This window comes from Curtobacterium sp. CFBP9011, from assembly GCF_034045095.1.
Lineage (GTDB): Bacteria > Actinomycetota > Actinomycetes > Actinomycetales > Microbacteriaceae > Curtobacterium.
Window position 1 is genome coordinate 173103 of record NZ_JAXCWN010000002.1, and the last position, 25136, is coordinate 198238.

A 25136-nucleotide genomic window follows, 5' to 3' on the forward strand; every position below is an offset into this window, starting at 1 on the left:
GGCCAGATCATCATGCCTGGCCAGATCACCGTTCCCGGTCCGTCGTCTGAACGACGGCCGTTGCACGCTGCCACGAGATCGGTGGAAACTCTCCGCGTTCTGCGGTCGGAAGGAACAACAGCATCGTGACCGACGTCACCACCTCCACCTCGGTGGAGATCCCCACTGACCTCCGCGCACTCCGTCTCCCGGAGCTCCAGCGCATCGCCTCGTCCCTCGGCATCACGGGGCTCTCGAAGCTCCGCAAGGGCGACCTGATCGCGTCGATCGAGGACAAGCGTCCGGCCGAGGCACCCGCCTCCGTGACGCCGACCCTCGAGGGCGCCGGGACCGGCACGCCGGCTCCCGAGGCCGCTCCGGCAGCGGAGGCACCCGTCACCCAGGCCGCCGCGCAGGCGCCGGCCACCCAGTCGCCGGCCACGCAGGCCGACGCCCCCGCCGAGTCCGCCCCGCGCGGTCGTCGCAGCCGTCGCGTCACCTCGGGAGGCACGGTCACCGCCGAGCCGACCGCTGCGGTCGCGCACACCAACGCCGGGCACACCGGCACCGAGGACCTCCTCGCCGGCCTCGACCAGGTCCGCGCCGAGAAGGACGCCCAGGAAGCCGCCCAGAGCGGCCAGCGTCGCGGACGCGGTCGTGACCGTCAGGCGCAGCAGGCCGACGCGCAGGAGTCGCGCGGTGCCACCGCCGAGACCCAGGTCCCGGTCGCGGACGCCGGCGAGCAGGGCGACCAGGACGCCGTGCAGGACGACACCCAGTCGACCGAGGGCCAGCAGAACGACCAGTCCGACCAGGGCGACCAGTCCGAGGGCGGCGCCCGTCGTGGCCGTCGCAGCCGCGGCCGTGGTCGTGGCCGCGGGCAGAACGCCGACCAGGCCGACCAGGGCGAGCAGAAGCCCGCCCAGCAGCAGGCCGAGCCCGAGCAGAAGCCGGCGCAGCAGCAGAACGGCAAGCAGCAGAACGGTCAGCAGAAGCAGCAGGACCAGCGCGACACGCAGCGCGACCAGAAGCAGCAGGACGCCCAGCGCGACCAGAAGCAGCAGGACGCCCAGCGTGACCAGCAGCGCGGCGACCAGCAGCGTGGCGAGCAGCAGCGCGCCGCCGAGCAGGAGGCCGAGAACGGTCGCACCCGCCGGCAGCGTGACCGCAAGCGCGGTCGCGGTGGCCAGAACGACGAGTTCGAGCCGGAGGTCACCGAGGACGACGTCCTCATCCCGATCGCCGGCATCCTCGACGTGCTCGACAACTACGCCTTCGTGCGCACCACCGGCTACCTGCCGGGACCGGAGGACGTCTACGTCTCGCTCGGCCAGGTGAAGAAGTACCACCTGCGCAAGGGCGACGCCGTCGTCGGTGCGATCAAGCAGCCGCGTGACAACGAGCAGCAGAGCCGCCAGAAGTACAACGCGCTGGTGAAGATCGACACGGTCAACGGCCAGACCGCCGACGAGGCCGCCGCCCGCGTCGACTTCCAGGACCTCACCCCGCTGTACCCGAACGAGCGCCTGCGCCTCGAGACCGAGCCGGCGAAGCTGTCGACGCGGATCATCGACCTGGTGTCGCCGATCGGCAAGGGCCAGCGCGGTCTCATCGTCTCCCCGCCGAAGGCCGGCAAGACCGTCGTCCTGCAGGCCATCGCGAACGCCGTCTCGAAGAACAACCCCGAGGCGCACCTCATGGTCGTCCTGGTGGACGAGCGTCCCGAAGAGGTCACCGACATGCAGCGCACGGTGCAGGGCGAGGTCATCGCCTCGACCTTCGACCGTCCCGCCGAGGACCACACCACGGTCGCCGAGCTCGCCATCGAGCGTGCCAAGCGCCTGGTCGAGCTGGGCCACGACGTCGTCGTGCTGCTCGACTCGATCACCCGCCTGGGCCGCGCGTACAACCTGGCCACCCCGCCGTCGGGCCGCGTGCTCTCCGGTGGCGTGGACTCGGCCGCGCTCTACCCGGTCAAGCGCTTCTTCGGCGCCGCCCGCAACATCGAGAACGGCGGCTCGCTGACCATCCTCGCCACGGCGCTCGTCGAGACCGGGTCGAAGATGGACGAGGTGATCTTCGAGGAGTTCAAGGGCACCGGCAACATGGAGCTCCGCCTCAACCGTCACCTGGCCGACAAGCGGATCTTCCCCGCCGTCGACATCAACGCCTCCGGGACCCGTCGCGAGGAGCAGCTGCTCTCCGCCGACGAGGTCGCGATCACGTGGCGCCTGCGCCGGGCCCTCGCCGGGCTCGACACCCAGCAGGCACTCGACGTGGTGCTGCGGAACCTCAAGGAGACGCAGTCGAACGTGGAGTTCCTGGTCCAGATCCAGAAGTCCGTGCCGGCGACCAGCGGTCACGGCAACGGCCACCAGGAGTAACGCGTGTTCGAGTCGGTGGCAGGGCTGCTGGCGGAACACGAGGAACTGACGCAGCAGCTGTCGGACCCCGCGCTCCACGCCGACGCGGCCCGTGCGAAGAAGGTCAACCGGCGGTACGCCGAACTCAGCCAGATCAAGGCGGCGTACGAGGCCTGGCAGGCGGCGGGGGACGACCTCGCCGCCGCCCGGGAACTCGCGCGTGAGGACGAGGCGTTCGCGGACGAGGTCCCCGGGCTCGAGGAGCAGCTGGCGGAGCGCCAGGAGCGCCTCCGCCGGCTCCTCATCCCGCGGGACCCCGACGACGGCCGTGACGTGATCATGGAGATCAAGGGCGGCGAGGGCGGCGAGGAATCGGCGCTGTTCGCGGCCGACCTGCTCCGGATGTACTCGCACTACGCCGAGGGCAAGGGCTGGAAGGTCGAGCTCCTCGAGCGCACCGAGTCCGACCTCGGCGGCTACAAGGACGTCCAGGTCGCGATCAAGTCGAACGCGACCGACCCGTCCCAGGGCGTGTGGGCGCACCTCAAGTACGAGGGCGGCGTGCACCGCGTGCAGCGGGTGCCGCAGACCGAGTCGCAGGGGCGCATCCACACCTCGACGACCGGCGTGCTCGTCTTCCCCGAGGTCGACGAGCCCGAAGAGGTCGAGATCAACCAGAACGACCTGAAGATCGACGTGTACCGGTCCTCCGGTCCGGGCGGGCAGTCCGTCAACACGACGGACTCCGCGGTGCGGATCACGCACCTTCCGACCGGCATCACGGTGGCGATGCAGAACGAGAAGTCGCAGCTGCAGAACCGCGAGGCGGGGATGCGCGTGCTGCGTGCCCGCATCCTCGCGCGCCAACAGGAGGAACTCGACGCCCTGGCCTCGGACGCGCGCAAGTCCCAGATCCGCGGGATGGACCGGTCGGAGCGCATCCGCACGTACAACTTCCCGGAGAACCGGATCGCGGACCACCGCACCGGGTACAAGGCCTACGACCTCGACCGCGTCATGAACGGCGCGCTCGAGCCGGTCATCCAGTCCGCCATCTCGGCGGACGAAGAGGCGCGCCTGGCCGCCATCGGCGACCAGGACGCCTGACCGGCGTGGACCAGCCGCACCCGACGTACGCCGCGGACCGTCTCCTCCGGGAGGCGGCCGCGGCGTTGTCCGCGGCCGGCGTGCCGACCCCGCAGGTCGACGCGGAGCTGCTGCTCGCGTGGGCGACCGACACCTCCCGCGGTGCCGTGCAGGCCCGGGCGATGACGGGAGGCGCGATCGGCGCCGAGCACGTCGAGCGCTTCCGGCACGCGGTGGCCCGTCGCGTCACCCGCGAGCCGTTGCAGCACGTCACCGGCGAAGCACACTTCCGCGCCCTGACCCTGTCCGTGGGACCCGGCGTCTTCGTGCCGCGTCCCGAGACCGAGTCCGTCGTGCAGTTCGGCATCGACGCGCTCCGGGCGACCGCGGTGCCGGAACCGATCGCCGTCGACCTCGGTGCCGGCAGTGGTGCGATCGCCATCGCGATGGACACCGAGGTGCCGAACGCCGTCGTGTACGCCGTCGAACGCTCCGCCGAGGCCCTGCCGTGGACCCGGCGCAACGTCGACGCCCACGGCGGCACGGTGCGACTCGTCGAGGGTGACCTCGCCGACGCGTTCCCGGAGCTCGACGGACAGGTGTCGGTCGTCGTCTCGAACCCGCCGTACGTCCCCGACGACGCACTACCGATCGACCCCGAGGTCCGCGACCACGACCCGGCGCTCGCGCTCTACGGCGGACCCGACGGCCTCGACGCCGTGCGGGCCCTCACCGAGACCGCGTGGCGACTGCTCGTGCCCGGCGGACTCCTCGTCGTCGAGCACGCCGAGCAGCAGGGGGCCGGGGTGCGTGCGGTCCTCGCGGCTCGGGGCTTCCGGTCGCCGGAGACGCACGTCGACCTCACCGGACGCGACCGGACGACCACCGCCACGCGCTAGGCGGACGGAGGGCGGGCCTCCCGGCGGGCACTCAGGCGTCGGTCGGGACCGACGCGGTCTCGTGGGCGGCGATGAACGTCCTGACGGCGTCACGGAGGTCCGTGTCGCGCTCGACCAGGACGGCCGTGATGCCGACACTCCGGGCACCCGCGACGTTCTCCGGCATGTCGTCGGCGAAGAACGTGCGCTCGGCGGGGACGCCGTGGTGCTCGAGCACCCGGCGGAAGACGTCCGGTTCCGGCTTGCGGGCGCCGAAGTTGCTCGACGTGTCCAGGTGCTCGCCGAACAGCGGGGGCAGCGACGGCACCCACTCGTGCAGCCACCGACCGGCCAGCGGGCCGTTGTTCGTGAGGAGCGCCACGCGGCCGTGCTCCTTGGCGATCCGGACCGCCTCGACCCGGTCGGGCAGCTCGGTCATCGCCGCGCCACGGACGCGGGCCCACTCGGCCTCGTCGACCGTGCAGCCCATCGCCTCCTGGAAGGCGGCCAGGTACGCGTCGCCGTCGGCGAAGTGTCCCGCTTCGGCGAGCTGCTCGCTGCCGGTGTCCCACCAGCGGCGACGGAGCTCGGCGAACTCGTGGCCCGTCAGCTCGGAGAGCCCGGCCATGCGGGTCTTCCAGTCGTAGCGGACGAGCACGTCGTCCATGTCGAAGAGGAACAGGAGTGGGGGCGCAGCGGTCTCGTTCACGATGTGCACCATCCTCGCGCACTATCATCGTGCAGGTCATGGCTTCCCGATACGACTGCTCCGACCCCGACGGGCTCCTCACCGGGATGCGGCTCGCCCGAGCCGCCCTCGGTCGCGGTGAACTCGTCGTCGTGCCCACCGACACCGTGTACGGCGTCGCGGCGGACGCGTTCAGCGCGCAGGCCGTGCAGCGCCTGCTCGATGCGAAGGGCCGGACCCGGCAGTCGCCGCCGCCCGTGCTCATCCCGGGCGTGGCGACCATGGACGCCCTCGCCAGCGAGGTGCCCGAGCAGGTCCGGCGCCTCGTCGACGAGTTCTGGCCCGGTGGGCTCACGGTGATCCTCCGTGCGCAGCCTTCCCTCGACTGGGACCTCGGCGAGACCCGCGGCACGGTGGCGCTCCGGATGCCGGACTCGCGCATCGCCCTCGAACTCCTGCAGGAAGTCGGACCGCTCGCGGTGTCGTCCGCGAACTCGACCGGCGACCCCGCCGCGATGGACATCGACGACGCCGAACGGATGCTCGGCGACAGCATCGCGGTGTACCTCGACGGGGGAGCGATCCCCGCGCACGCGGGCACCGCCTCCTCGACCGGCTCCACGATCGTCGACGCCACGGGCCTCGCCGCTGGTGAGGGCCTCCGGATCGTGCGCCACGGTGTGATCTCCGACGACGAGATCAGGCGGGTCGTCGGGGACGACCTCGTGCGGTGAAGTTCTACCTGCTCGCGGGCGTCATCTCGGCGGTCGTGAGCTTCCTGGTCAGCTGCGTCGTCTGGAAGCTCGGCGTCAAGTACAAGTGGTACCCGAAGGTCCGCGAACGGGACGTGCACCGCACCCCGACGCCGCGGCTCGGCGGCATCGCGATGTTCCTCGGCGTGATCGTCTCCCTGCTCTGTGCGTGGTTCCTCTTCCCCGCCATCGCCGGGCAGGACTACTTCCGGTTGGTGTTCGCGGAACCGGGGCGGGTGTTGGCGGTGCTGGCCGGGGCCACGATCATCGTGGTGCTCGGCGTCGCGGACGACATCTGGGACCTCGACTGGATGACGAAGCTCGCGGGCCAGATCATCGCGGCGGGGATCCTGGCGTGGCAGGGCGTCGCCATCGTGTCGCTGCCGATCGGCAACACGCTCGGCGTCGGCTCGTCCTACATGAGCCTGATCTTCACGGTGCTCGCCGTCGTCCTGGTGATGAACGCCGTGAACTTCATCGACGGCCTCGACGGTCTGGTCGCCGGCGTCGCGATCATCGCCGGCGGGGTGTTCTTCCTCTACACGTTCTTCATCAACCGCGTGGTCGTCGAGACCGAGTTCTTCTTCAACCTGCCGTCGCTGCTGACCGCGGTGCTGGTCGGCGCCTGTGCGGGGTTCCTGGTGCTCAACTGGCACCCGGCCAAGCTGTTCATGGGGGACGCCGGGGCGCTGCTCGTCGGTTTCCTCATGGCCACCAGCGCGGTGTCGATCACGGGCAACATCGACCCCGCTGCGGTCCGCACCCGGACCGACCTGCTGCCCGCGTTCATCCCGATCCTGCTGCCGTTCGCGATCCTGGTCGTGCCGATCCTGGACTTCGCCCTCGCCGTGGTCCGCCGCGTCAGTGCCGGCAAGTCGCCGTTCTCGGCCGACCGGAAGCACCTGCACCACCGGCTGCTCGACATGGGCCACTCGCACTTCCACGCGGTGCTCATCTTCTACGCGTGGACGGCCACGGTCGCCTTCGGGTGCCTGCTGTTCCTCTTCGTCAACTGGTGGTGGGTCACTGCCTTCGTGGCGGTGGGGTTCACCGTGTGCGCCATCGCGACGTTCGCGCCGCTCGGCCGGAAGCGCGTCGAGATCGCCGCGCAGACGACCGCCCGTCGTGGGGGAGCGGTGGATGCCAGCCTCGACCCGCTCGACCGTGCCGCGGCCGTCCGCGACCCGCACGCCAACCACCCGTCCCGCCCGATCCCTGGAGATCCCTCGTGACCACCCCGAACGGCCTCGACCACGTCCGGCCGGTCTTCCGGCGCATCCTGCTGCAGGGTGCCGTCCTCGCCGGAGCCCTCGCCGTCGTCGGGGGTGTCGTCGGGTGGTTCGCCGCCGGTGGCCCCGGACTGACCGGCGGGCTGATCGGCGCCGTGATGAGCGTCGTGTTCTGCGGGCTCACCGCGGTCAGCGTCCTCCTGGCGATCCGGTTCTCCGGCGGCCAGATGATCTCCGGGGCCTTCTTCGGCACGATCATGGGGACCTTCCTGGTGAAGTTCGTGGTGTTCATCGTCGTGCTCGTGGCGTTGAAGGACCGCGACTGGGTGAACACGCCGGTGCTCGCGATCGCGATCATCATCGGGGTCATCGGTTCGCTCGTGATCGACGTCACCGTGATCGCCCGCGCCCGGGTCCCGATCGGCGTCAGCCTGCCCGGAGACCGGACGGACGCTGAGGATCGCGACCCCGCTGCCTGAGAGCCCGAGAAGCCGCACACACCTGATAGGCTTCTGGAGCCCGCTGCCGGAGCATGAGCTCGGACGGGCAAGCCTCCACATCAGTCCACCTCTGCGTGCCATGCGTGCGCGCCCCGACACAGGAGACAGCGCTGCTATCCCACGCTCTTCCCCTGTCCCTCATCGCTGCGGGTAACCCCGTCGCGGCGGGGAGCAGCAAGGCCGCCGAGTTCCATGGTCCGTCGATCAACGAGTTCTTCCCGGACCCGATCTTCTTCGCCGGTACTGCGTTCGAGATGGACCGCATCGTCCTCATCCGCTTCTTCGCGGTGGCCGTGCTCCTCGTCTTCGCATTCGCCGGAACCCGCGCGCTCAAGCTGGTCCCCAACCGTGGACAGGCATTCATCGAGTACGCCTTCGACGTCGTCCGTCGGAACACCTTCGACAACCTGGGTGAGAAGGACGGTAAGCGCTTCCTGCCGCTCCTCGCGACGATCTTCTTCGGCGTCCTGTTCATGAACCTCACGGGTCTCGTCCCGTTCATGAACATCGCCGGCACCAGCCGCATCGCGATGCCGCTGATCCTCGCGATCGTCGCCTACGTCGCGTTCATCTACGCCGGCCTCCGCAAGCACCCGGGCACGTTCCTCCGGAACTCGCTCTTCCCGCCCGGGGTGCCGTGGCCGCTGTACATCATCGTGACGCCGATCGAGCTCGTCTCCACCTTCGTGCTCCGTCCGATCACGCTGACGCTGCGACTGCTGATGAACATGGTCGTGGGGCACCTGCTCCTCGTCCTGTTCTTCTCGGCGACGTGGTTCTTCTTCTTCGACGCGGAGAGCCTCTTCAAGTTGTTCGGTGTCGGGACGCTCGCGTTCGGCATCGCCTTCAGTTTCTTCGAAGTCCTCGTCGGGTTGCTCCAGGCGTACGTCTTCATGTTGCTGACGGCCGTCTACATCCAGCTCGCGCTGGCTGACGAGCACTGACACCCTTCTGACCCCCTACGGGACCGACACTCGTCGGACCCGCACCTCGAAAGGAAAACACGTGGACGCAACGACCGTTCTCGCGGAGATCAACGGCAACATCGCGACGGTTGGCTACGGCCTCGCTGCGATCGGCCCGGCCATCGGCGTCGGCATCGTCGTCGGCAAGACCATCGAGTCCGTGGCCCGCCAGCCCGAACTGCAGGGTCGCCTCACCACCCTCATGTACATCGGTATCGCCTTCACCGAGGCCCTTGCCTTCATCGGCATCGCGACGTACTTCATCTTCACCAACTAAGGCCCCTCGATGCAGACTGCACTCATCATCGCGGCGGAGGAGACCCACAATCCTCTGATCCCACCGGTGTACGACATCGTGTGGTCGCTGGTTGCCTTCGTCATCATCTTCATCGTGATGTGGCGTGTCGTCACGCCGCGCATCACGAAGATGCTCGATGAGCGCACCGAGGCCATCGAAGGCGGCATCAAGAAGGCCGAAGCCGCCCAGGAACAGGCCGCTGCTGCGCTCGACGAGTACAACAAGCAGCTGGCTGATGCACGTGCCGAGGCATCGCGCATCCGTGAGCAGGCCCGTGCCGACGCCACCGCGATCGGCAACGAGGTCCGCGAGCAGGCCAGCGCCGACGCCGCACGCATCACCGCGAACGCCCAGGCGCAGATCGAGGCAGAGCGCCAGAGCGCGCTCCAGTCGCTCCGCTCCGAGGTCGGCACGCTCGCACTCGGCCTCGCGTCGGGTGTCATCGGCGAGTCCCTCCAGGACGACGCCAAGGCGACCGCCGTCGTCGACCGCTTCCTCGCCGACCTCGAGTCGTCGCAGGGTGCCCAGACGGCGGCCGGAACGGAGCACTGAGCATGCGCAGCGCCACCCGCGAAGCGATGACGTCCACCAGGGCGGTGCTCGCCGAACTCGGCGGTGCCGTCGACCTGGGCGTCGGCGCAGAGATCTTCGCCTCCGGGCGAGCGATCGCCCGGGCGTCGCAGCTGCTCAACCTGCTCGCCGACCCGACCGCCGACACCGCTGGCAAGAAGGTCCTCATCGACCGCGTCTTCGCCGGGCAGAGCGACGCCACGCGCGCCGTCCTGACCGCCGTCGCCGGGTCGCGCTGGTCGTCGCAGGGTGACCTGCTCGCCGGCATCGAGGACGCAGCAGTGCGAGCCGTGGCCGCGACGGCCGACCAGTCGACCTCGATCGAGGCCGAACTGTTCGCCTTCGAGACCGCAGTGCGTTCGGACGCCGGACTCGAGCTCGCGCTCGGGACCAAGCTCGGCAGCGCCGACCAGAAGGGCTCCCTCGCGGAGCGCCTGCTGGCCGGCAAGGTGTCGCAGCAGACGATCACCATCGTGTCGAACCTCGTGCAGCAGCCCCGTGGCCGCCGCATCGGCGAGATCGTGCGTGACGCCTCCCGGATCGTCGCAGACCAGGCGGACAAGCTCGTCGCCACGGTCATCACGGCGACGCCGCTGTCCGACGACCAGGCGGCTCGTGTCGCCCACGGGATCGCGCAGCGCTACGGACGGGACATCACCGTGAACCGCGTCGTCGACCCCTCGGTCATCGGCGGGGTCCGCGTGCAGGTCGGCGGCGACGTCATCGACGGCACCGTCGCGACGCGGCTCGCAGACCTCCGTCTGCAGCTCGCCGGCTGAGCGTACGGTCGGACTCGTCCCTCCAAGTCCACAACGGGAACTGCCCCGCCCGGCAGCATCACCCTCTCGGAGCCGAAGGGCCCCGGAAACCAACAAGGAAAATCCCATGGCAGACATCACCATCAGCCCCGATGAGATCCGTGATGCCCTGAAGGACTTCGTCTCGAACTACGAGCCGACGAAGGCCTCCACGGCCGAGGTCGGGCACGTCACCGACGCCGGTGACGGCATCGCCCACGTCGAAGGCCTCCCCGGCGTCATGGCCAACGAGCTGATCCGCTTCGCGGACGGCACGCTCGGCCTCGCCCAGAACCTCGACGAGGACTCGATCGGTGCCATCGTGCTCGGCGAGTTCTCCGGCGTCGAAGAGGGCCAGGAAGTCACCCGGACGGGCGAGGTCCTCTCGGCCCCGGTCGGCGACGCCTTCCTCGGCCGGGTCGTCGACCCGCTCGGCGCCCCGATCGACGGTCTCGGTGAGATCGCAGCCGAGGGCCGTCGCGCCCTCGAGCTGCAGGCACCGGGCGTCATGTCCCGCAAGTCGGTCCACGAGCCGATGCAGACCGGCATCAAGGCGATCGACGCGATGATCCCCGTCGGCCGCGGCCAGCGTCAGCTGATCATCGGCGACCGCCAGACCGGCAAGACGGCCATCGCGATCGACACGATCATCAACCAGAAGGCCAACTGGGAGTCGGGCGACGAGAACAAGCAGGTCCGCTGCATCTACGTCGCCATCGGTCAGAAGGGCTCCACGATCGCCTCCGTCAAGGGCGCGCTCGAGGACGCCGGTGCGATGGAGTACACGACCATCGTCGCGGCCCCCGCCTCCGACCCGGCCGGCTTCAAGTACCTCGCCCCGTACACCGGTTCGGCCATCGGCCAGCACTGGATGTACCAGGGCAAGCACGTCCTGATCATCTTCGACGACCTGTCGAAGCAGGCCGAGGCCTACCGTGCGGTGTCGCTCCTCCTGCGTCGTCCGCCGGGACGCGAGGCCTACCCGGGTGACGTCTTCTACCTGCACTCCCGTCTGCTGGAGCGTTGCGCGAAGCTGTCCGACGAGCTCGGCGCCGGATCGATGACGGGCCTCCCGATCATCGAGACCAAGGCGAACGACGTCTCGGCGTACATCCCGACCAACGTGATCTCGATCACCGACGGCCAGATCTTCCTGCAGTCGGACCTCTTCAACGCGAACCAGCGTCCGGCCGTCGACGTGGGCATCTCGGTGTCCCGCGTCGGTGGTGACGCCCAGGTGAAGTCGATCAAGAAGGTCTCCGGCACGCTGAAGCTCGAACTGGCGCAGTACCGCTCGCTCGAGGCGTTCGCGATGTTCGCGTCCGACCTCGACCAGGCGTCGCGTCGTCAGCTCGACCGTGGTGCGCGTCTGACCGAGCTGCTCAAGCAGCCGCAGTACTCGCCGTACCCGGTGGAGGAGCAGGTCGTCTCGATCTGGGCCGGTACCAACGGCAAGCTCGACACGGTCCCCGTGCCGGACGTGCTGCGCTTCGAGTCCGAGCTGCTCGACCACCTGCGTCGCAACTCCGACGTGCTCACGACCCTCCGCGAGACGAACCAGCTCAGCGACGACACCGTCGCGGCGATGTCCAAGGAGATCGACGAGTTCACGAAGAGCTTCCAGACGAGCGACGGCAAGACGCTCGGCTCGGAGCAGTTCGACGCCGCGGACTCCGAGGACGTCGACCAGGAGCAGATCGTCAAGGGTCGTCGCTAGATGGCAGCGCAGGTCCGGGTCTACCGTCAGCGGATCAAGTCCGCGAAGACCACGAAGAAGGTCACGCGCGCCATGGAGCTGATCTCGGCATCGCGGATCCAGAAGGCGCAAGCCCGCATGGCCGCGTCCGGTCCGTACTCCCGTGCGGTGACCCGGGCCGTGTCGGCCGTGGCGACGTTCTCGAACGTCGACCACGTGCTGACCACCGAGCCGGCGACGTCGACCCGCGCGGCCGTGGTGCTGTTCACCTCGGACCGCGGTCTCAACGGCGCGTTCAGCACCAACGTCCTCAAGCAGGGCGAGGAGCTCGCCTCCCTGCTCCGCAGTGAGGGCAAGGACATCGTGTACTACCTGGTCGGGCGCAAGTCCGTCGGGTACTTCACGTTCCGTGAGCGTGCGTCGGAGCAGCAGTGGGTCGGCAACACCGACCAGCCGGAGTTCTCGACCGCCAAGGAGATCGGCGACGCCGTCGTGGCGAAGTTCCTGCAGGACACGGCAGAGGGCGGCGTGGACGAGATCCACATCGTCTTCAACCGGTTCCTCAGCCTCGCCACGCAGGAGCCGCAGGTCGTCCGTTTGCTGCCGCTCGAGGTCGTGGACGGAGTGGACGAGCCCCAGGGTGACGAGCCGCTGCCGCTGTACGAGTTCGAGCCGGACGCCGATGCAGTGCTCGACTCGCTGCTGCCGGTCTACATCGAGAGCCGCATCTTCAACGCCATGCTGCAGTCGGCTGCTTCCGAGCACGCCGCCCGTCAGAAGGCCATGAAGGCGGCGAGCGACAACGCCGACTCCCTGATCCGTGACTTCACCCGTCTCGCGAACAACGCGCGACAGGCTGAGATCACGCAGCAGATCTCCGAGATCGTCGGCGGCGCCGACGCCCTCTCGTCGAAGAAGAAGTAGTCCGCCGCGTGCGCGGACAGACACCCACCCCAGGAAGGCACCAGCCATGACCGACACCGCAACCACCGCGGTCGAGACGTCGTCGGCGCCCGGTGTCGGCCGGATCGCCCGTGTCACGGGTCCCGTCGTCGACATCGAGTTCCCGCATGACGCGATCCCGGAGATGTACAACCTCCTGTTCACGACGATCACCATCGGTGACTCGTCGCAGGAGATCGGCCTCGAGGTCGCCCAGCACCTCGGCGACGACCTCGTCCGTGCCATCTCCCTGAAGCCGACCGACGGCCTCGTCCGTGGTCAGGAAGTCCGTGACTCGGGCGCCCCGATCTCGGTCCCCGTCGGCGACGTCACCAAGGGCAAGGTCTTCGACGTCCTCGGCAACGTGCTCAACTCCGACGAGAAGATCGAGATCACCGAGCGCTGGCCGATCCACCGCAAGGCCCCGGCCTTCGACCAGCTCGAGTCCAAGACCTCGATGTTCGAGACCGGCATCAAGTCGATCGACCTCCTCACCCCGTACGTGCAGGGTGGCAAGATCGGCCTCTTCGGTGGTGCGGGCGTCGGCAAGACCGTCCTCATCCAGGAGATGATCCAGCGCGTCGCGCAGGACCACGGCGGTGTGTCGGTGTTCGCCGGTGTCGGTGAGCGCACCCGTGAGGGCAACGACCTCATCGGTGAGATGGAAGAGGCGGGGGTCTTCGACAAGACGGCCCTCGTGTTCGGCCAGATGGACGAGCCGCCGGGGACGCGCCTCCGCGTGGCCCTGTCGGCGCTGACGATGGCGGAGTACTTCCGTGACGTGCAGAAGCAGGACGTCCTGCTCTTCATCGACAACATCTTCCGCTTCACGCAGGCCGGTTCCGAGGTCTCCACGCTGCTCGGTCGCATGCCGTCCGCGGTGGGTTACCAGCCGAACCTCGCCGACGAGATGGGTGTGCTCCAGGAGCGCATCACCTCGACGCGTGGTCACTCGATCACCTCGCTGCAGGCGATCTACGTGCCGGCCGACGACTACACCGACCCGGCTCCGGCGACCACGTTCGCCCACCTCGACGCCACCACCGAGCTCTCCCGCGAGATCGCGTCCCAGGGTCTGTACCCGGCCATCGACCCGCTGACCTCCACGTCGCGGATCATGGACCCCCGGTACCTGGGCGCCGACCACTACGAGACGGCCACGCGCGTCAAGCAGATCCTCCAGAAGAACAAGGAACTGCAGGAGATCATCGCCATCCTCGGTGTCGACGAGCTCTCCGAAGAGGACAAGATCACGGTGGAGCGCGCTCGTCGCATCCAGCAGTTCCTGTCCCAGAACACCTACATGGCGAAGAAGTTCACCGGTGTCGAGGGCTCCACGGTGCCCCTCAAGGACACCATCGAGTCCTTCCGCGCCATCGCCGACGGCGAGTTCGACCACGTCGCGACCCAGGCGTTCTTCAACGTCGGTGGCATCAACGACGTGGAAGAGAAGTGGGCTCAGATCCAGAAGGAGAACCGCTGACATGGCGGGTCTCACCGTGAGCGTCGTCTCGGCTGACCGCGAGGTCTGGTCGGGCGACACCACCATGGTCGTCGCACGCACGACGGAGGGCCAAATCGGCATCCTCGCGGGGCACGAGCCGATGCTCGCGATCCTCGCGCAGGGTCAGGTCCGCATCACGCGGGCCGACGGCTCCACCGTCGCGGTCGACGCTGAGGACGGCTTCCTCTCCGTCGAGCACGACACGGTCACGATCGTGGCGCGGCAGGCCGCGTTGGCGTCCTGACCGGACTGACCGTCCTCCTCCCGCCGTCCGAGACGAAGCGGGAGGGCGGGGACACGGAGCGCACCCTCGACCTGGGTGCGCTCTCGTTCCCGGAACTGGCCACAGAGCGGGCCGCGGTGATCACCGCGGCCCGCTCCGTCAGTTCCGAGGAGTCCTCTGCCCGGACGGCGTTGAAGCTGGGACCGAAGTCGATCGCCGAACGACTCCGCAACCTGGTCCTCGAGACCAGTCCGACCATGCCGGCGATCGAGCGGTACACCGGCGTGCTCTACGACCCGTTGGACGCGCTGGCCGCAGACCCTGCGACCCGTTCCTGGTGGGACGACCACGTCGTGGTGCAGTCCGCGATGTTCGGTCCGGTCGGCGCGGGCGACCTGGTCCCCGCCTACCGGCTGTCGCACGACTCGCGACTGCCCGGCGTGCGGCTCGCATCGCTCTGGCCGACTCCGGCCGCGGCGGCGTTGGCGACGCGTCCTCCCGGGTTGGTGCTCGACCTCCGCTCCGAGGGGTACCGCGCGCTCGGCCCGGTGCCGGGCGCCATTCCCCTGCGGGTGGTCTCCGTAGCCGGCGACGGTCGTCGGAAGGCGCTCAACCACTGGAACAAGACCGCCAAGGGGCGGCTGGTGTCGCTGCTCGGCCGGACCGGCGCTGCGGTCTCGACGATGGTCGAGCTCAGCGAGTGGGCGGCGGGCCACGGGGCGGTCGTCGAGCCGGTGGACGGCGGCTGGGACCTCGTCGCTGAGAGTCTCGAGCCCATCACCGTCTGACGGCTCTCCCTCCACAGGGCGGTCGCGATGTGCGTCCGTCCACGGGTCGTCGTCGCGGCCGTCCTGGAGGCTCGCCCCGCGTCAGGATCGTCGGCATGCGAACCACGGACACGACGACCACAGCGACCACAGCGACCCCTGCGCCCCGGATGAACGGCACGACGAGCGACAGGACCTTCGTTCGGTACAGCCACGAGATCGCTGCGGCGATCACCCTGCCGAGTGGCGCCCGGGCGCTCGTGGCGCCAGGACCCCTGACCGCCGCCGCCGGCATCGCGCTGACGACGGCCTGCGCGGCGCTGTCGACCCGACTGGCGTTGCTCGCCTTCCTCGCCGATCCACGGGCGGACGAACCGATCGGCATCACCGGGCACGATCCGTTCACCGAACCCACGCCGCCCGCCCTCGTCGGCTCCGGACCGGAACCGGACCGCGAGCGCGTACGCCGAGCGGGGGACCGGTGCGTGGACGCCTGGCGCCTCTGGACGCAGGACCGGGATTCCGGTCAGTCGGTGGTCGGCGTCGCCGGCGCGCTCGGGCTCGGGGCCTGGTGCGCGTGGGCGGTCCATGCAGAGGCACGCGCGGCGACGCGTGCGCGCTACGCGCTCGACCTGCGGAGCCAGGACCCGCTCGCACGACTGGTGCTGCGGAGCTGCACCCTCGGTGTCCGAGCGGTGTGGCGTGGATGAGAGCGGGTGCACCGCATCGTCTACGGTTGTGGTGCCGACGGAAGGAGCCGCACGTGCAGGACGACGAGGACCAGCTCGACGACACCGTGCTGCGCGCGTCGCTCCGACACCCGGGCGACGCCGACGCGGATCCCCTCGACGACACGGTCGTGCGCCCCGAGCGCCATCGGAGCCCTGCGTCGTCACCCGCTTCGCCATCCCCTTCTGCGCCATCCCCCTCTGCGCCATCCCCCTCTGCGGCGGTCCCGGCTCCTGTTCTGCCGGCCGCGCCCCGGCTCGGTCCTGGTGCGGGCAGCGGTCCCGACCTCAGTCCAGCCTCCAGCCCCGGTCCGGTGCTCGACATCCCCGTGCCGGTGCCGTCGGTGCGCATCGGCGGACGGGTGTACCGCCTCGACCGTCCGGTGGTCGTCGGTCGCCGACCCGGACCCCCGCGTGTCGTCCAGGGCGCCGCCCCGCAGCTCGTGACCGTGCCCTCGCCAGGGGGAGTGGTCTCGTCGTCCCACGTCCTGTTCCACGCTGCCGGATCGACCGCGGTCGTCGACGACCTCCGCGCCACGAACGGCACGGTGGTCCGCGCTCCGGGAGCGCCGCCGCACCGGATGCCCGCGGGTGCCTCGATGGTCGTGCTGACCGGTACGGTTGTCGACATCGGGGACGGTGCCACCATCGAGGTGCTGTCGCCGTACCTGCGGTCCGTCCCTCCCGGCGGCCGCGAGTCGTCCGGACCGCTGCCCGTCCCACCTCCCACACCCGGTCCGTCCCGAACCCCCAGAGAGCGACCCTGAACCGTGACCGAACTCGGCCGTGCTGCCTCCTCCCACGCCATCGACCTGCCTGACGGCAACGGTGCGACGCTGACCCTGTCCTGGGGGGCCGCGACCGACGTCGGGCGTCGCCGGGACCACAACGAGGACAGCTACATCGTCGATGCCCCGTACTTCGTGGTGGCGGACGGCATGGGCGGGCACCTGGCGGGGGACCGTGCGTCCGACGCCGTCGTCCGTCGGCTCGGCGACTCCACGACGGAGGCGTTCGCCTCGCGCCAGACCATCCAGCGCGCGCTGCTGCTCGCGACCGCCGACATCGAGAAGGCGGCAGGCGGCAACGCGATCGGCGCCGGCACGACGGTCACCGGCGTCGCGCTCGTCGCGTCGCAGGGGCAGCCCTCGGCGCTCGTGTTCAACGTCGGCGACTCGCGTACCTACCGCAGCGACGCGGGTGCCCCGCTGAAGCGCCTGACGATCGACCACTCCGTCGTCCAGGAGATGGTGGACGCCGGCGTCCTGCGGGCCGAGGACGCCGAGTCCCACCCCGACAGCAACGTCATCACCCGCGCCGTGGGGTTCGGCGAGCCGCCGGAGCCGGACTGGTGGACCATCCCCCTCCGCACCGGTGACCGCTACGTCGTCTGCTCCGACGGGCTGACGAAGGAGATCGGCGACGTCGGCATCTCCCGCATCGCTGCTAAGGTCGACGACCCTCAGGAGCTCGCGGAACGCCTGGTCGGCGACGCCGTCATCGCCGGCGGTCGCGACAACGTCACGGTCGTCGTGCTGCAGGTCGACGCGGCCCCGGCAGTGTCGGACGACATCGAGGACACGCTCCCGCGCCGCTGACCTCGGCGGCAGGCGAAGCGCACCGAAGCGCACCGATCCGGACCACCAGGCCCGGGACATCCCCACCGAGGTACCGTGACCCACTCAGCCGGGAAGGAACGTCCATGGCCCGACGACTGCCGTCGACACCTCCCGTGATCCCGGGCTTCACCCCGGTGCACGTCCTCGGCTCCGGTGGCTTCGCCGACGTGTTCCTCTACGAGCAGGACATGCCCCGACGCCAGGTCGCCGTCAAGGTCCTGCTCGACGAGGTCGTGGACGACCGGGTCCGTCAGCTGTTCCAGGCCGAGGCGAACCTGATGGCACGCCTCAGCACGCACCCCTCGATCCTCACGGTCTTCCAGGCGAGTGTCGCCGCGGACGGACGTCCGTACCTCGTGATGGAACTGTGCTCGGCGTCGATCAGCGAGCGGTACCGTCGTGAACCCGTCCCGGTGTCCCAGGTCCTGTCGGTCGGAGTGCGGATCGGATCGGCGCTCGAGACGGCGCACCGCGAAGGCGTCCTGCACCGTGACGTGAAGCCGTCGAACATCCTGCTCACGGCGTACGGCAACCCCGTGCTGTCGGACTTCGGGATCGCAGCGACGCTCGGTGAAGCCGACCCGGACGAGCCCGTCGGCATGTCCATCCCCTGGTCGGCGCCGGAGGTCCTCGCCGACGAGTCGCGCGGCACGATCCAGTCCGAGGTCTACTCGCTCGCTGCGACCGTCTACTCGCTGCTCGCCGGCCGCAGCCCCTTCGAGGTCCCGGGCGGGAAGAACGGCGCCGCGGACCTGATGGCACGGATCGACAAGGGCGGCCCGCGCCCGACCGGACGCCCGGACGTCCCGCCCACGCTCGAACGGGTCCTCGCGGCAGCACTGTCCCGTCGGCCGCTCGACCGCCCGTCCACGGTGATGGAACTCGTGCGCGGGTTCCAGCAGGTCGAGGCCGAGTTGGGTCTCCCGCAGACCCCGGCCGAGGTCGCGGTGGAGGCCTGGGCGGTCACCACCCCCTCGCGTCCCGACGAGCAGACCGTCATCGCGGCCGTCGGTGCCGCCGCGGCGGGCAGCGTCGCCCGATCTGGTCGACGTCGTCGGAACCGCTCCGACCTGCGGGGCGGTTCGGTGGCGAGCGCATCGCAGAGTGTCGGCACCGTGCACCGGTCGGCCTCGACGGCGCGGGGACGCCGCGGGTCCCGCGCTGCGCTGGTGTGGGCGACCGCCCTGTCCACGGTCGTCGTGCTCGCGCTGGCCGTGACGACCGTAGCCGTCCTGACCCGTGGCGGTGACGACGCCGTCCCGGTGGTGTCGGACCTCAGCGCCACCGCCGGTGCGTCCACCGTCACGTTCCGGTGGACCGATCCGGGCCTCCGACAGGGGGACACCTTCGTCGTGACGGCGGACGGCACGACGAGCCAGCAGACGGGGACGACGTTCGTCGCGACCGGACGTGCCGGCGTCGAACAGTGCATCCGTGTCGCGGTGAACCGAGACGGCCGCACGGGCGCAGACAGCGCCGAGCGGTGCGGCACGATCGGCGGAGCCCGGTGATCCGGCGGCTGCTCGCCGCCCGGCGTTCCGCGACCGTGACGACCGTGGTGGCCGTCGTGGTCGGGGCCGTCGTCGCCGGCACTGCCCTCGTCTCGAACGGGTACCACGCCCAACGGGTGGACCTCGGTGACGGCACGGTGTGGGTGCCCTCGGCGCAGTACGGTGCCGTCGGCCGCGCCAACCCCCAGGTGCTCGAACTGAACACCGCGGTGGAGACCTCCTCGGACGCCACGTCCGTGCTGCAGCACGGGTCGATGGTCTACGCCGTCGACCAGACGAAGGGCACCGTCGCCCGGGTCGACGTCGCCGACGCCACCCTCGGCGACGCGGTGACCCTCCCCACCGGCTCGCCGACCGTCCTGTTCGCCGGCGACACCGCGGTCGTCGGCAACACGGACACCGGCGGGCTCTGGACCACCCCGGCCCGTTCCCTCGACGAGTTCGACGCGTCGACCGACCCGCAGCTCACCCTCGGCGCCGACGCCGTCTTCGACGCCTCGACGGAGCACGTCGCGGTCTACTCGCCCCGGACCGGTACCGCCTCGCTCGTCGCCCTCGGGACGACGCCGACCGTCGAACGCCGTGCGACCGTCCGCATGGACCGCGCCCACGACTTCCAGGTCGCGACCGTCGGCGACCACCTTGCCGTCCTCGACCGCACCGACGGCGTGCTCTCGGTCGACGGCCGCACCGTCGACCTCGGGGACCGCGTGGGCTCCGCTCCCGCCCTGCAGCAGTCCGCCGACTCCGGCGACGACGTCACGGTGGCGGGGACGGCCGGGCTGGTCCGGGTGTCGGCGTCGGGGGCCGTGCAGCAGTCCGCCCTCGCCGTGTCCGGCCGGGCGGCTCGACCGTGGACCGACGACGGCTGCACGTTCGGTGCCTGGAGCGGCGGGCAGGCGGTCGACACGTGCGACGGCCGCGCGGTGCAGGACCTGGACCGGGTGCCGGGCGGCGCCGCCCTCCAAGTCGTCCACAACGGTCGCACCGTGGTCGCGAACGACCCGGAGAGCGGGCGCACCTGGGCCGTGGGACGGAGCGGCCAGCTCATCGACAACTGGGCGCAGCTCGTCGACCAGCAGGACGACCAGCAGCAGGAGCGTGCGTCCGACGACGACCCGGAGGTCGAGAAGGAACAGGCGCCGCCGGTCGCGGTCGACGACGACCTGGGCGCTCGTCCGGGCCGCACCACGACCCTCCCGGTCCTGCTCAACGACCACGACCCGAACGGCGACCCGCTGGTCGTCAGCGAGGTGGGTGACGTCGACGAACGGATCGCGCGCGTCGCGATCGTGACGGACGGCCAGCAGCTGCAGATCTCACTGCCCGCGGCCGCCACCGGCATCGTGACGTTCCCGTACACGATCACCGACGGCAACGGCGGGTCGGACACGGCGACCGTCCGGGTGACCGTCCGGCCGGAGTCGGAGAACGCCCCGCCCCGGCAGGTCCGCGACACCCGGGCCGACGTCGTCCGGGGCGGACACGTCTCGACGAACGTCCTCGGCGACTGGATCGACCCGGACGGCGACCCGGTCTACCTCGAGTCCGCCAGCCCGTCCGAGGGCGACCACACCTCGACGACCCCGGACGGCCTGCTCGACTACCGCAACGACAGCGGCCGCACCGGTGACCGGGTCCAGCAGGTCACGGTCAGCGACGGCCGCGACGCCGGCCGCGGATCCGTCACCGTGGCGGTGGCGGCGCAGGGTGACGTGCCGCTCCGGGCCGAGGGGTTCCCGGTCAGCGGGTACGCCGACAAGCCGTTCACGGTCGACCCGCTCGACCACGTCCGCGGTGGCAACGGTGCCGTCACGCTGACGAGCGTGTCCTCCGCGCGCGGCCTGACGGTGACGCCGAGCTACGACAGCGGGACGGTGGAGGTCGAGGCGCGGACGCCGGGCGACTGGCAGCTCGAGTACACGGTCTCGGACGGCACGAAGACCGCCAGCGGCGTGGTCCGGATCACCGTGCTCGCACCGCCGGACGCCTCGGCCGCGCCGGTCACGACCCCGAAGACCGTCTTCGTCACCACGCTCTCGACGAAGGACACCGACGTCACGGCGACCGACTTCGACCCGGCCGGCGGGGTCCTCCTCGTCACCGGGCTCGACGGGCCGCCGAGCGGCTCCGGGGTGCAGGCGGACGTGGTCGACCAGCACATCGTCCGGGTCAGCCTGACCGCGCCGCTCGCGGGCCCGGTGTCCTTCGGGTACACGGTCTCGAACGGGTTGGCGACGGCCACCGGCACGATCACGGTCGTCGAGATCCCCGAGCCGGACCGCATCCAGCCGCCGGTCGCCCAACCCGACACCGCGACCGTCCGGGTCGGCGCCGTCACCGACATCGACGTCCTGGCGAACGACACGCAGCCGGAGGGCGGTGCGATCTCGCTCCGGCCCGACCTGGTGCAGGACGTCCCGCGCGGCGGTGGGCTGCTGTTCGTCTCCGGCGACCACCTCCGCTACCTCGCCCCGAACACCCCGGGGACGTACACGGCCGCCTACCGCGTCGCCGGTCCGGACGGGCAGACCGCGGACGCGACCGTCTCGGTGTCGGTCCGAGACCGCGACCGCGCGACGAACGGCTCCCCCGTGCCGCAGACCGTGACCGCACGCGTCGTCGCCGGGCAGTCGGTCCGTGTGTCGGTGCCGCTCACCGGGATCGACCCCGACGGTGATTCCGTGCAGCTGGTCGGCGTCGCGTCGAACCCGGAGAAGGGCTCGGTGGCCGACGTCACGTCCGACTCGCTGACCTACGAGGCCGGCGACTACTCGGCCGGGACCGACGAGTTCACCTACACCGTCGTCGACGCGCTCGGTGCCCGCGCCACGGGGACCGTCAGGGTGGGGATCGCACCGCGGGCCGACCAGGCCGGTCGGCCCGTCGCCGAACCCGATCGCGTCACGATCCGCCCCGGTGGCTCGGTCTCGGTCCGTGTTCTGCAGAACGACTCCGACCCGGAGGGCGGCCGCCTCACCGTCACCGCGGTCGAACCCGGCGCGTCCGACGTCCGCGCGCGGATCGTCGGCGGCCAGACCGTGCAGGTCACTCCGCCGGCGTCCGCCCGGCGTGGTGACTTCGCGGTCGCCTACACCGTGGCTGACGAACAGGGGGCGACGAGCACGGCCTTCGTCACCGTGACCGTCGACCGCGACGCCCTCCCGCTGCGTCCCGAGGTCGACGACACCGTCCTCGACCTGCAGGACGTCGTCGGACGGCAGAGCGTGACGGTGGACGTCCTCCGCAACGTCTTCTTCGCCGAGGGCACCGACGCGGACCTCCGTGTCGGCGTGGTCCGCGGCTACGGGGACGCCGCGTCCGTCACGAGCGACGACCGCCTCAGCATCCGGGTCTCCGACGCCTCGCAGGTGATCCCGTTCTCGGTGACCCGACGTGACCACCCGGACGTGGTGTCCTACGGCTTCGTCCACCTCCCCGGATCCGACGACGCCCTGCCGCAACTCGACCGGACCGCGCCCGCGGTCTCGGTCCGGAGCGAGTCGACGGTGCGCATCCCGCTCTCGCGCTACGTCGTGACCGCGAGCGGGAAGACCGCGACCGTCACGGACCGAGGGGCTGTCAAGGCGACGCACGCCGACGGGGGCTCGCTCGTGCTCGACGACTCGACGCTGCAGTTCACGTCGTCGAAGCTCTACTTCGGCAAGGCGTCGATCTCGTTCGAGGTGACGGACGGCTCCGCGGCGAACGGCGGTGCCGGACGCGTCGCGACCCTCGTGCTGCCGATCACCGTGACGCCCCGCTCCAACCAACCGCCGTCCCTGACCGGCACGACGATCGAGATGCAGCCGGGCGACCGACGCGTGCTCGACCTCACCAAGCTGACCGACTACCCGTACCCGGCGGACCTGCCCGAGCTCCGGTGGTCCGTGCTCGACCGGCCGGACGGCGGCACGACCGCGACGATCGCCGGGCAGCGACTGACCGTCGCCGTCGACGACTCGACCGCACCCGGTGCCCGGTCCGCCATCGGGGTCGGCGTCGCCGACTCCACGAACCAAGGCCGGGCCGGACGGATCACCGTCGAGGTCGTCGCGTCCACCCGGCCGCTGGTCCAGCCCGGGCCGGACAGCGCCGTCGTGCGACGAGGGACCTCGACCACGATCGATGTCCTCGCCAACGACGGACAGACGAACCCCTTCCCGGGCCAGCCGTTGCGGGTCATCGACATCCGGGGTCTCGCGGGTGGCATCCCCGCCGGTGTGACCGTCACCCCGAGCGCCGACCGGTCGCGCCTCCGGGTGGGTGTCGCGGCGGACGCGCAACCGGTCGACACGCACCTGCAGTACCGGGTCGCGGACGCGACGGGCGATGCCGACCGGTCGGTGTGGGGCGACGTGACGGTCTCGGTGCAGGACGTCCCCGACGCCCCCGGCACGCCGACCCGGACCGGCACCGAGACCGGCGGGCAGATCACGCTGAGCTGGTCCACCCCGCGCGCGAACAACTCGTCGATCACCGGGTACCGCGTGACGGGGACCGGCGGCGTCGCGAAGGACTGTGGCACCGCGACCGTCTGCACGCTCACCGGACTCGACCCGACCCGGTCCTACCGGTTCAGCGTCCTGGCCGAGAACGCCCTCGGGAGCTCGCAGCCCTCGCCGCAGTCCGCCACCATGAGCGCCGACTTCGTCCCCGCAGCACCGACCGGGTTGTCCGTCGTGCCCGACCGGACGAACCCCGGCCAGCTCGACGTCTCGTGGGACGCGGTCCCACGCCCGGCCACGGGCAGCGCCGTGGACGACCACGTGGTGACGATCGCCGGCCCGGGCCTCACCGAAACGAAACGGACCGGCACCGCGACGACCACGTCCTTCAGCGGCGCGACGAGTGGTGCGGTCTACGTCGTGACGGTCTCCCCGCGCAACGACGCGGCCCGGGACGGCACGGCGGTGCAGTGGAACAGTTCGACGGCGTCCGGCACCGCCGTCGGGGTCCCCGGACCGCCGCAGGACGTCCGGGCCGTCACCGGCGACCAGCCGGACGACCAGGGCAAGTCGACCGTGACGATCACCTGGTCGCCTGCCGACGGTGCCGGGGGAGCGGGACCGACCTACCGGGTCTACCGGATCGCCTCCGGCACGAGCCCGACCTGCGCCGCGCTGGCGGGCCAGACGTCGCTCGGCGCGCAGTCCGGCACGACCGACTCGGGCGTCGGCGGCGGTGGTGTCCGCTACGCGGTCGTGTCCGACAACGGCCTGTTCTGCAACGTCGCCTCCGCCAGCGCGGTCGCCTACGAGACGCCCGGTGGTACCGCTTCGCCGACCGTCGCGGTCGTCCCCGGCGCGACGGCGAACCAGGCCGACGTCCGGGTCACCGCTCCGGCGTCGGACGTCGACCACTACCGCCTGCAGACCGGTGCGTCCGTCGTCGATCTGCAGCCCGGCCAGGCGTGGACCGGCGTGCCCGGTGGCGGCGCTCGCAACGCCGCAGCCACCGTCACCCTGCAGGCGTGCGGCGCACCCGGCGACTTCTTCTGCACCGGCAAGGACACCTCCTGGTCGGGGACCGTCGCCGCGTTCGACACCGCGAGCACGGTGACCGGCGCGCAAGAGGGTACGCGGATCGCCCTCACCGGCCCCGACGTCGGGGCCGGGGTCAGCGTCACGTACACGGCACGGTGGTACAGCGACGCCGCTGGCACCGTCCCGATCGACGCGAAGGCGTCCGACACCTGGCAGTCGGGCGGCACCGCCCCCACCGCACCGACCGGCGCTCGGTTCGTCCGGGTCCTCGTCGCCGTCCAGTTGGACGCCGACCCGCGCTACTCGGCGACGAACGAGAAGTCGCCGGCGGCGGCGAAGGTCGCGGGAGCGGACCCGCCCCCGGACCCCGCCCCCGCGGACCCTGCGCCGGCGGACCCGGCACCGGCGCCCGGCTCCGGCGACCCGAGCCAGCCGACGCCGTGACACCGCGCAGCGCGGGCCCGACGAGCACCCCGAGCCCGACGAGCACCCCGAGCACCCCGAGCACCGCAGGCACCGACCACGCCGTCCCCACCACAGAAGGAACGACACCCG

The 25136-nt window shown here is 70.8% G+C and carries 21 protein-coding genes; 20 read left to right on the plus strand and 1 reads right to left on the minus strand.

Annotated elements, in window-relative coordinates; all coding sequences use genetic code 11:
• Positions 1-125: 125 nt before the first annotated feature.
• Genes rho through prmC form a run of 3 tightly spaced genes read left to right on the plus strand, consistent with a single transcriptional unit; the run spans position 126 to position 4327 of the window.
• Positions 126-2363 (plus strand): transcription termination factor Rho, encoded by a 2238-nt coding sequence (gene rho / locus SOM35_RS05090; protein WP_320514626.1) that lies wholly within the window; start codon positions 126-128, stop codon positions 2361-2363.
• Between the two features lie 3 nt (positions 2364-2366).
• A complete protein-coding gene (gene prfA, locus SOM35_RS05095; RefSeq protein ID WP_111073624.1) occupies positions 2367-3449 on the plus strand; it encodes a peptide chain release factor 1 in 1083 nt (360 codons plus the stop codon).
• Positions 3450-3454: 5 nt separating this feature from the next.
• Positions 3455-4327 carry a peptide chain release factor N(5)-glutamine methyltransferase gene (gene prmC, locus SOM35_RS05100; RefSeq protein ID WP_320514627.1) on the plus strand — a complete coding sequence of 291 codons (873 nt, stop codon included), beginning with the start codon at positions 3455-3457 and terminating at the stop codon, positions 4325-4327.
• 31 nt (positions 4328-4358) lie between these two features.
• Here the strand turns inward: prmC and SOM35_RS05105 are convergent, their stop codons facing one another.
• On the minus strand, positions 4359-5027 hold the full coding sequence (locus tag SOM35_RS05105) for an HAD family hydrolase (protein WP_320514628.1): 669 nt from the start codon (positions 5025-5027) through the stop codon (positions 4359-4361).
• A 26-nt stretch (positions 5028-5053) separates the two neighbouring features.
• On the opposite strand from SOM35_RS05105, the gene SOM35_RS05110 reads away from it, so the two are divergent.
• The 17 genes from SOM35_RS05110 to SOM35_RS05190 all read left to right on the plus strand — a co-directional run bounded on the left by SOM35_RS05110 (position 5054) and on the right by SOM35_RS05190 (position 25025).
• Positions 5054-5728 (plus strand): L-threonylcarbamoyladenylate synthase, encoded by a 675-nt coding sequence (locus tag SOM35_RS05110; protein WP_320514629.1) that lies wholly within the window; start codon positions 5054-5056, stop codon positions 5726-5728.
• Positions 5725-6978 (plus strand): MraY family glycosyltransferase, encoded by a 1254-nt coding sequence (locus SOM35_RS05115; RefSeq protein ID WP_111073621.1) that lies wholly within the window; start codon positions 5725-5727, stop codon positions 6976-6978. Before SOM35_RS05110 ends, SOM35_RS05115 begins: the two co-directional genes overlap by 4 nt.
• Entirely contained in the window at positions 6975-7454 is a 480-nt protein-coding gene (locus SOM35_RS05120) for a Cg1360 family ATP-synthase-associated protein (RefSeq protein WP_320514630.1), read from the plus strand. The genes SOM35_RS05115 and SOM35_RS05120 overlap by 4 nt, the downstream gene beginning before the upstream one ends.
• A gap of 104 nt (positions 7455-7558) precedes the next feature.
• Positions 7559-8419: a F0F1 ATP synthase subunit A gene (gene atpB, locus SOM35_RS05125; RefSeq protein ID WP_181439126.1), complete on the plus strand. Its 861-nt coding sequence runs from the start codon at positions 7559-7561 to the stop codon at positions 8417-8419.
• Between the two features lie 61 nt (positions 8420-8480).
• On the plus strand, positions 8481-8717 hold the full coding sequence (gene atpE / locus SOM35_RS05130; protein WP_027465781.1) for an ATP synthase F0 subunit C: 237 nt from the start codon (positions 8481-8483) through the stop codon (positions 8715-8717).
• 9 nt (positions 8718-8726) lie between these two features.
• Positions 8727-9290: a F0F1 ATP synthase subunit B gene (locus SOM35_RS05135; protein WP_221850327.1), complete on the plus strand. Its 564-nt coding sequence runs from the start codon at positions 8727-8729 to the stop codon at positions 9288-9290.
• A 2-nt stretch (positions 9291-9292) separates the two neighbouring features.
• Positions 9293-10087, plus strand: coding sequence for a F0F1 ATP synthase subunit delta (locus SOM35_RS05140; RefSeq protein WP_111073619.1), 795 nt, complete (start codon positions 9293-9295; stop codon positions 10085-10087).
• A gap of 106 nt (positions 10088-10193) precedes the next feature.
• Positions 10194-11822 (plus strand): F0F1 ATP synthase subunit alpha, encoded by a 1629-nt coding sequence (atpA, locus tag SOM35_RS05145; RefSeq protein WP_111073618.1) that lies wholly within the window; start codon positions 10194-10196, stop codon positions 11820-11822.
• Complete coding sequence (locus tag SOM35_RS05150; protein ID WP_111043790.1) at positions 11823-12725, plus strand: F0F1 ATP synthase subunit gamma; 903 nt, start codon at positions 11823-11825, stop codon at positions 12723-12725.
• A 46-nt stretch (positions 12726-12771) separates the two neighbouring features.
• Positions 12772-14226, plus strand: coding sequence for a F0F1 ATP synthase subunit beta (atpD, locus tag SOM35_RS05155; RefSeq protein WP_111073617.1), 1455 nt, complete (start codon positions 12772-12774; stop codon positions 14224-14226).
• 1 nt (position 14227) lies between these two features.
• Positions 14228-14491 (plus strand): F0F1 ATP synthase subunit epsilon, encoded by a 264-nt coding sequence (locus SOM35_RS05160; RefSeq protein WP_110902146.1) that lies wholly within the window; start codon positions 14228-14230, stop codon positions 14489-14491.
• 5 nt (positions 14492-14496) lie between these two features.
• Positions 14497-15258 carry a YaaA family protein gene (locus tag SOM35_RS05165; RefSeq protein WP_320514898.1) on the plus strand — a complete coding sequence of 254 codons (762 nt, stop codon included), beginning with the start codon at positions 14497-14499 and terminating at the stop codon, positions 15256-15258.
• Between the two features lie 95 nt (positions 15259-15353).
• Positions 15354-15947, plus strand: coding sequence for a hypothetical protein (locus tag SOM35_RS05170; protein WP_320514631.1), 594 nt, complete (start codon positions 15354-15356; stop codon positions 15945-15947).
• 332 nt (positions 15948-16279) lie between these two features.
• Positions 16280-16732, plus strand: a complete 453-nt coding sequence (locus tag SOM35_RS05175) for an FHA domain-containing protein (protein ID WP_320514632.1) — start codon at positions 16280-16282, stop codon at positions 16730-16732.
• A 3-nt stretch (positions 16733-16735) separates the two neighbouring features.
• Positions 16736-17563 carry a PP2C family protein-serine/threonine phosphatase gene (locus tag SOM35_RS05180; protein ID WP_320514633.1) on the plus strand — a complete coding sequence of 276 codons (828 nt, stop codon included), beginning with the start codon at positions 16736-16738 and terminating at the stop codon, positions 17561-17563.
• 104 nt (positions 17564-17667) lie between these two features.
• Positions 17668-19095: a serine/threonine-protein kinase gene (locus tag SOM35_RS05185; protein ID WP_320514634.1), complete on the plus strand. Its 1428-nt coding sequence runs from the start codon at positions 17668-17670 to the stop codon at positions 19093-19095.
• Positions 19092-25025, plus strand: a complete 5934-nt coding sequence (locus SOM35_RS05190) for an Ig-like domain-containing protein (RefSeq protein WP_320514635.1) — start codon at positions 19092-19094, stop codon at positions 25023-25025. The genes SOM35_RS05185 and SOM35_RS05190 overlap by 4 nt, the downstream gene beginning before the upstream one ends.
• Positions 25026-25136: the final 111 nt, after the last annotated feature.

Coding starts and splice junctions, on each gene's coding strand:
- SOM35_RS05105 (WP_320514628.1), bottom strand. CDS start 5,027: ATGGTGCACATCGTGAACGAGACCGCTGCGCCCCCACTCCTGTTCCTC.
- SOM35_RS05110 (WP_320514629.1), top strand. CDS start 5,054: ATGGCTTCCCGATACGACTGCTCCGACCCCGACGGGCTCCTCACCGGG.
- SOM35_RS05135 (WP_221850327.1), top strand. CDS start 8,727: ATGCAGACTGCACTCATCATCGCGGCGGAGGAGACCCACAATCCTCTG.
- SOM35_RS05140 (WP_111073619.1), top strand. CDS start 9,293: ATGCGCAGCGCCACCCGCGAAGCGATGACGTCCACCAGGGCGGTGCTC.
- atpA (WP_111073618.1), top strand. CDS start 10,194: ATGGCAGACATCACCATCAGCCCCGATGAGATCCGTGATGCCCTGAAG.
- SOM35_RS05150 (WP_111043790.1), top strand. CDS start 11,823: ATGGCAGCGCAGGTCCGGGTCTACCGTCAGCGGATCAAGTCCGCGAAG.
- atpD (WP_111073617.1), top strand. CDS start 12,772: ATGACCGACACCGCAACCACCGCGGTCGAGACGTCGTCGGCGCCCGGT.
- SOM35_RS05160 (WP_110902146.1), top strand. CDS start 14,228: ATGGCGGGTCTCACCGTGAGCGTCGTCTCGGCTGACCGCGAGGTCTGG.
- SOM35_RS05170 (WP_320514631.1), top strand. CDS start 15,354: ATGCGAACCACGGACACGACGACCACAGCGACCACAGCGACCCCTGCG.
- SOM35_RS05185 (WP_320514634.1), top strand. CDS start 17,668: ATGGCCCGACGACTGCCGTCGACACCTCCCGTGATCCCGGGCTTCACC.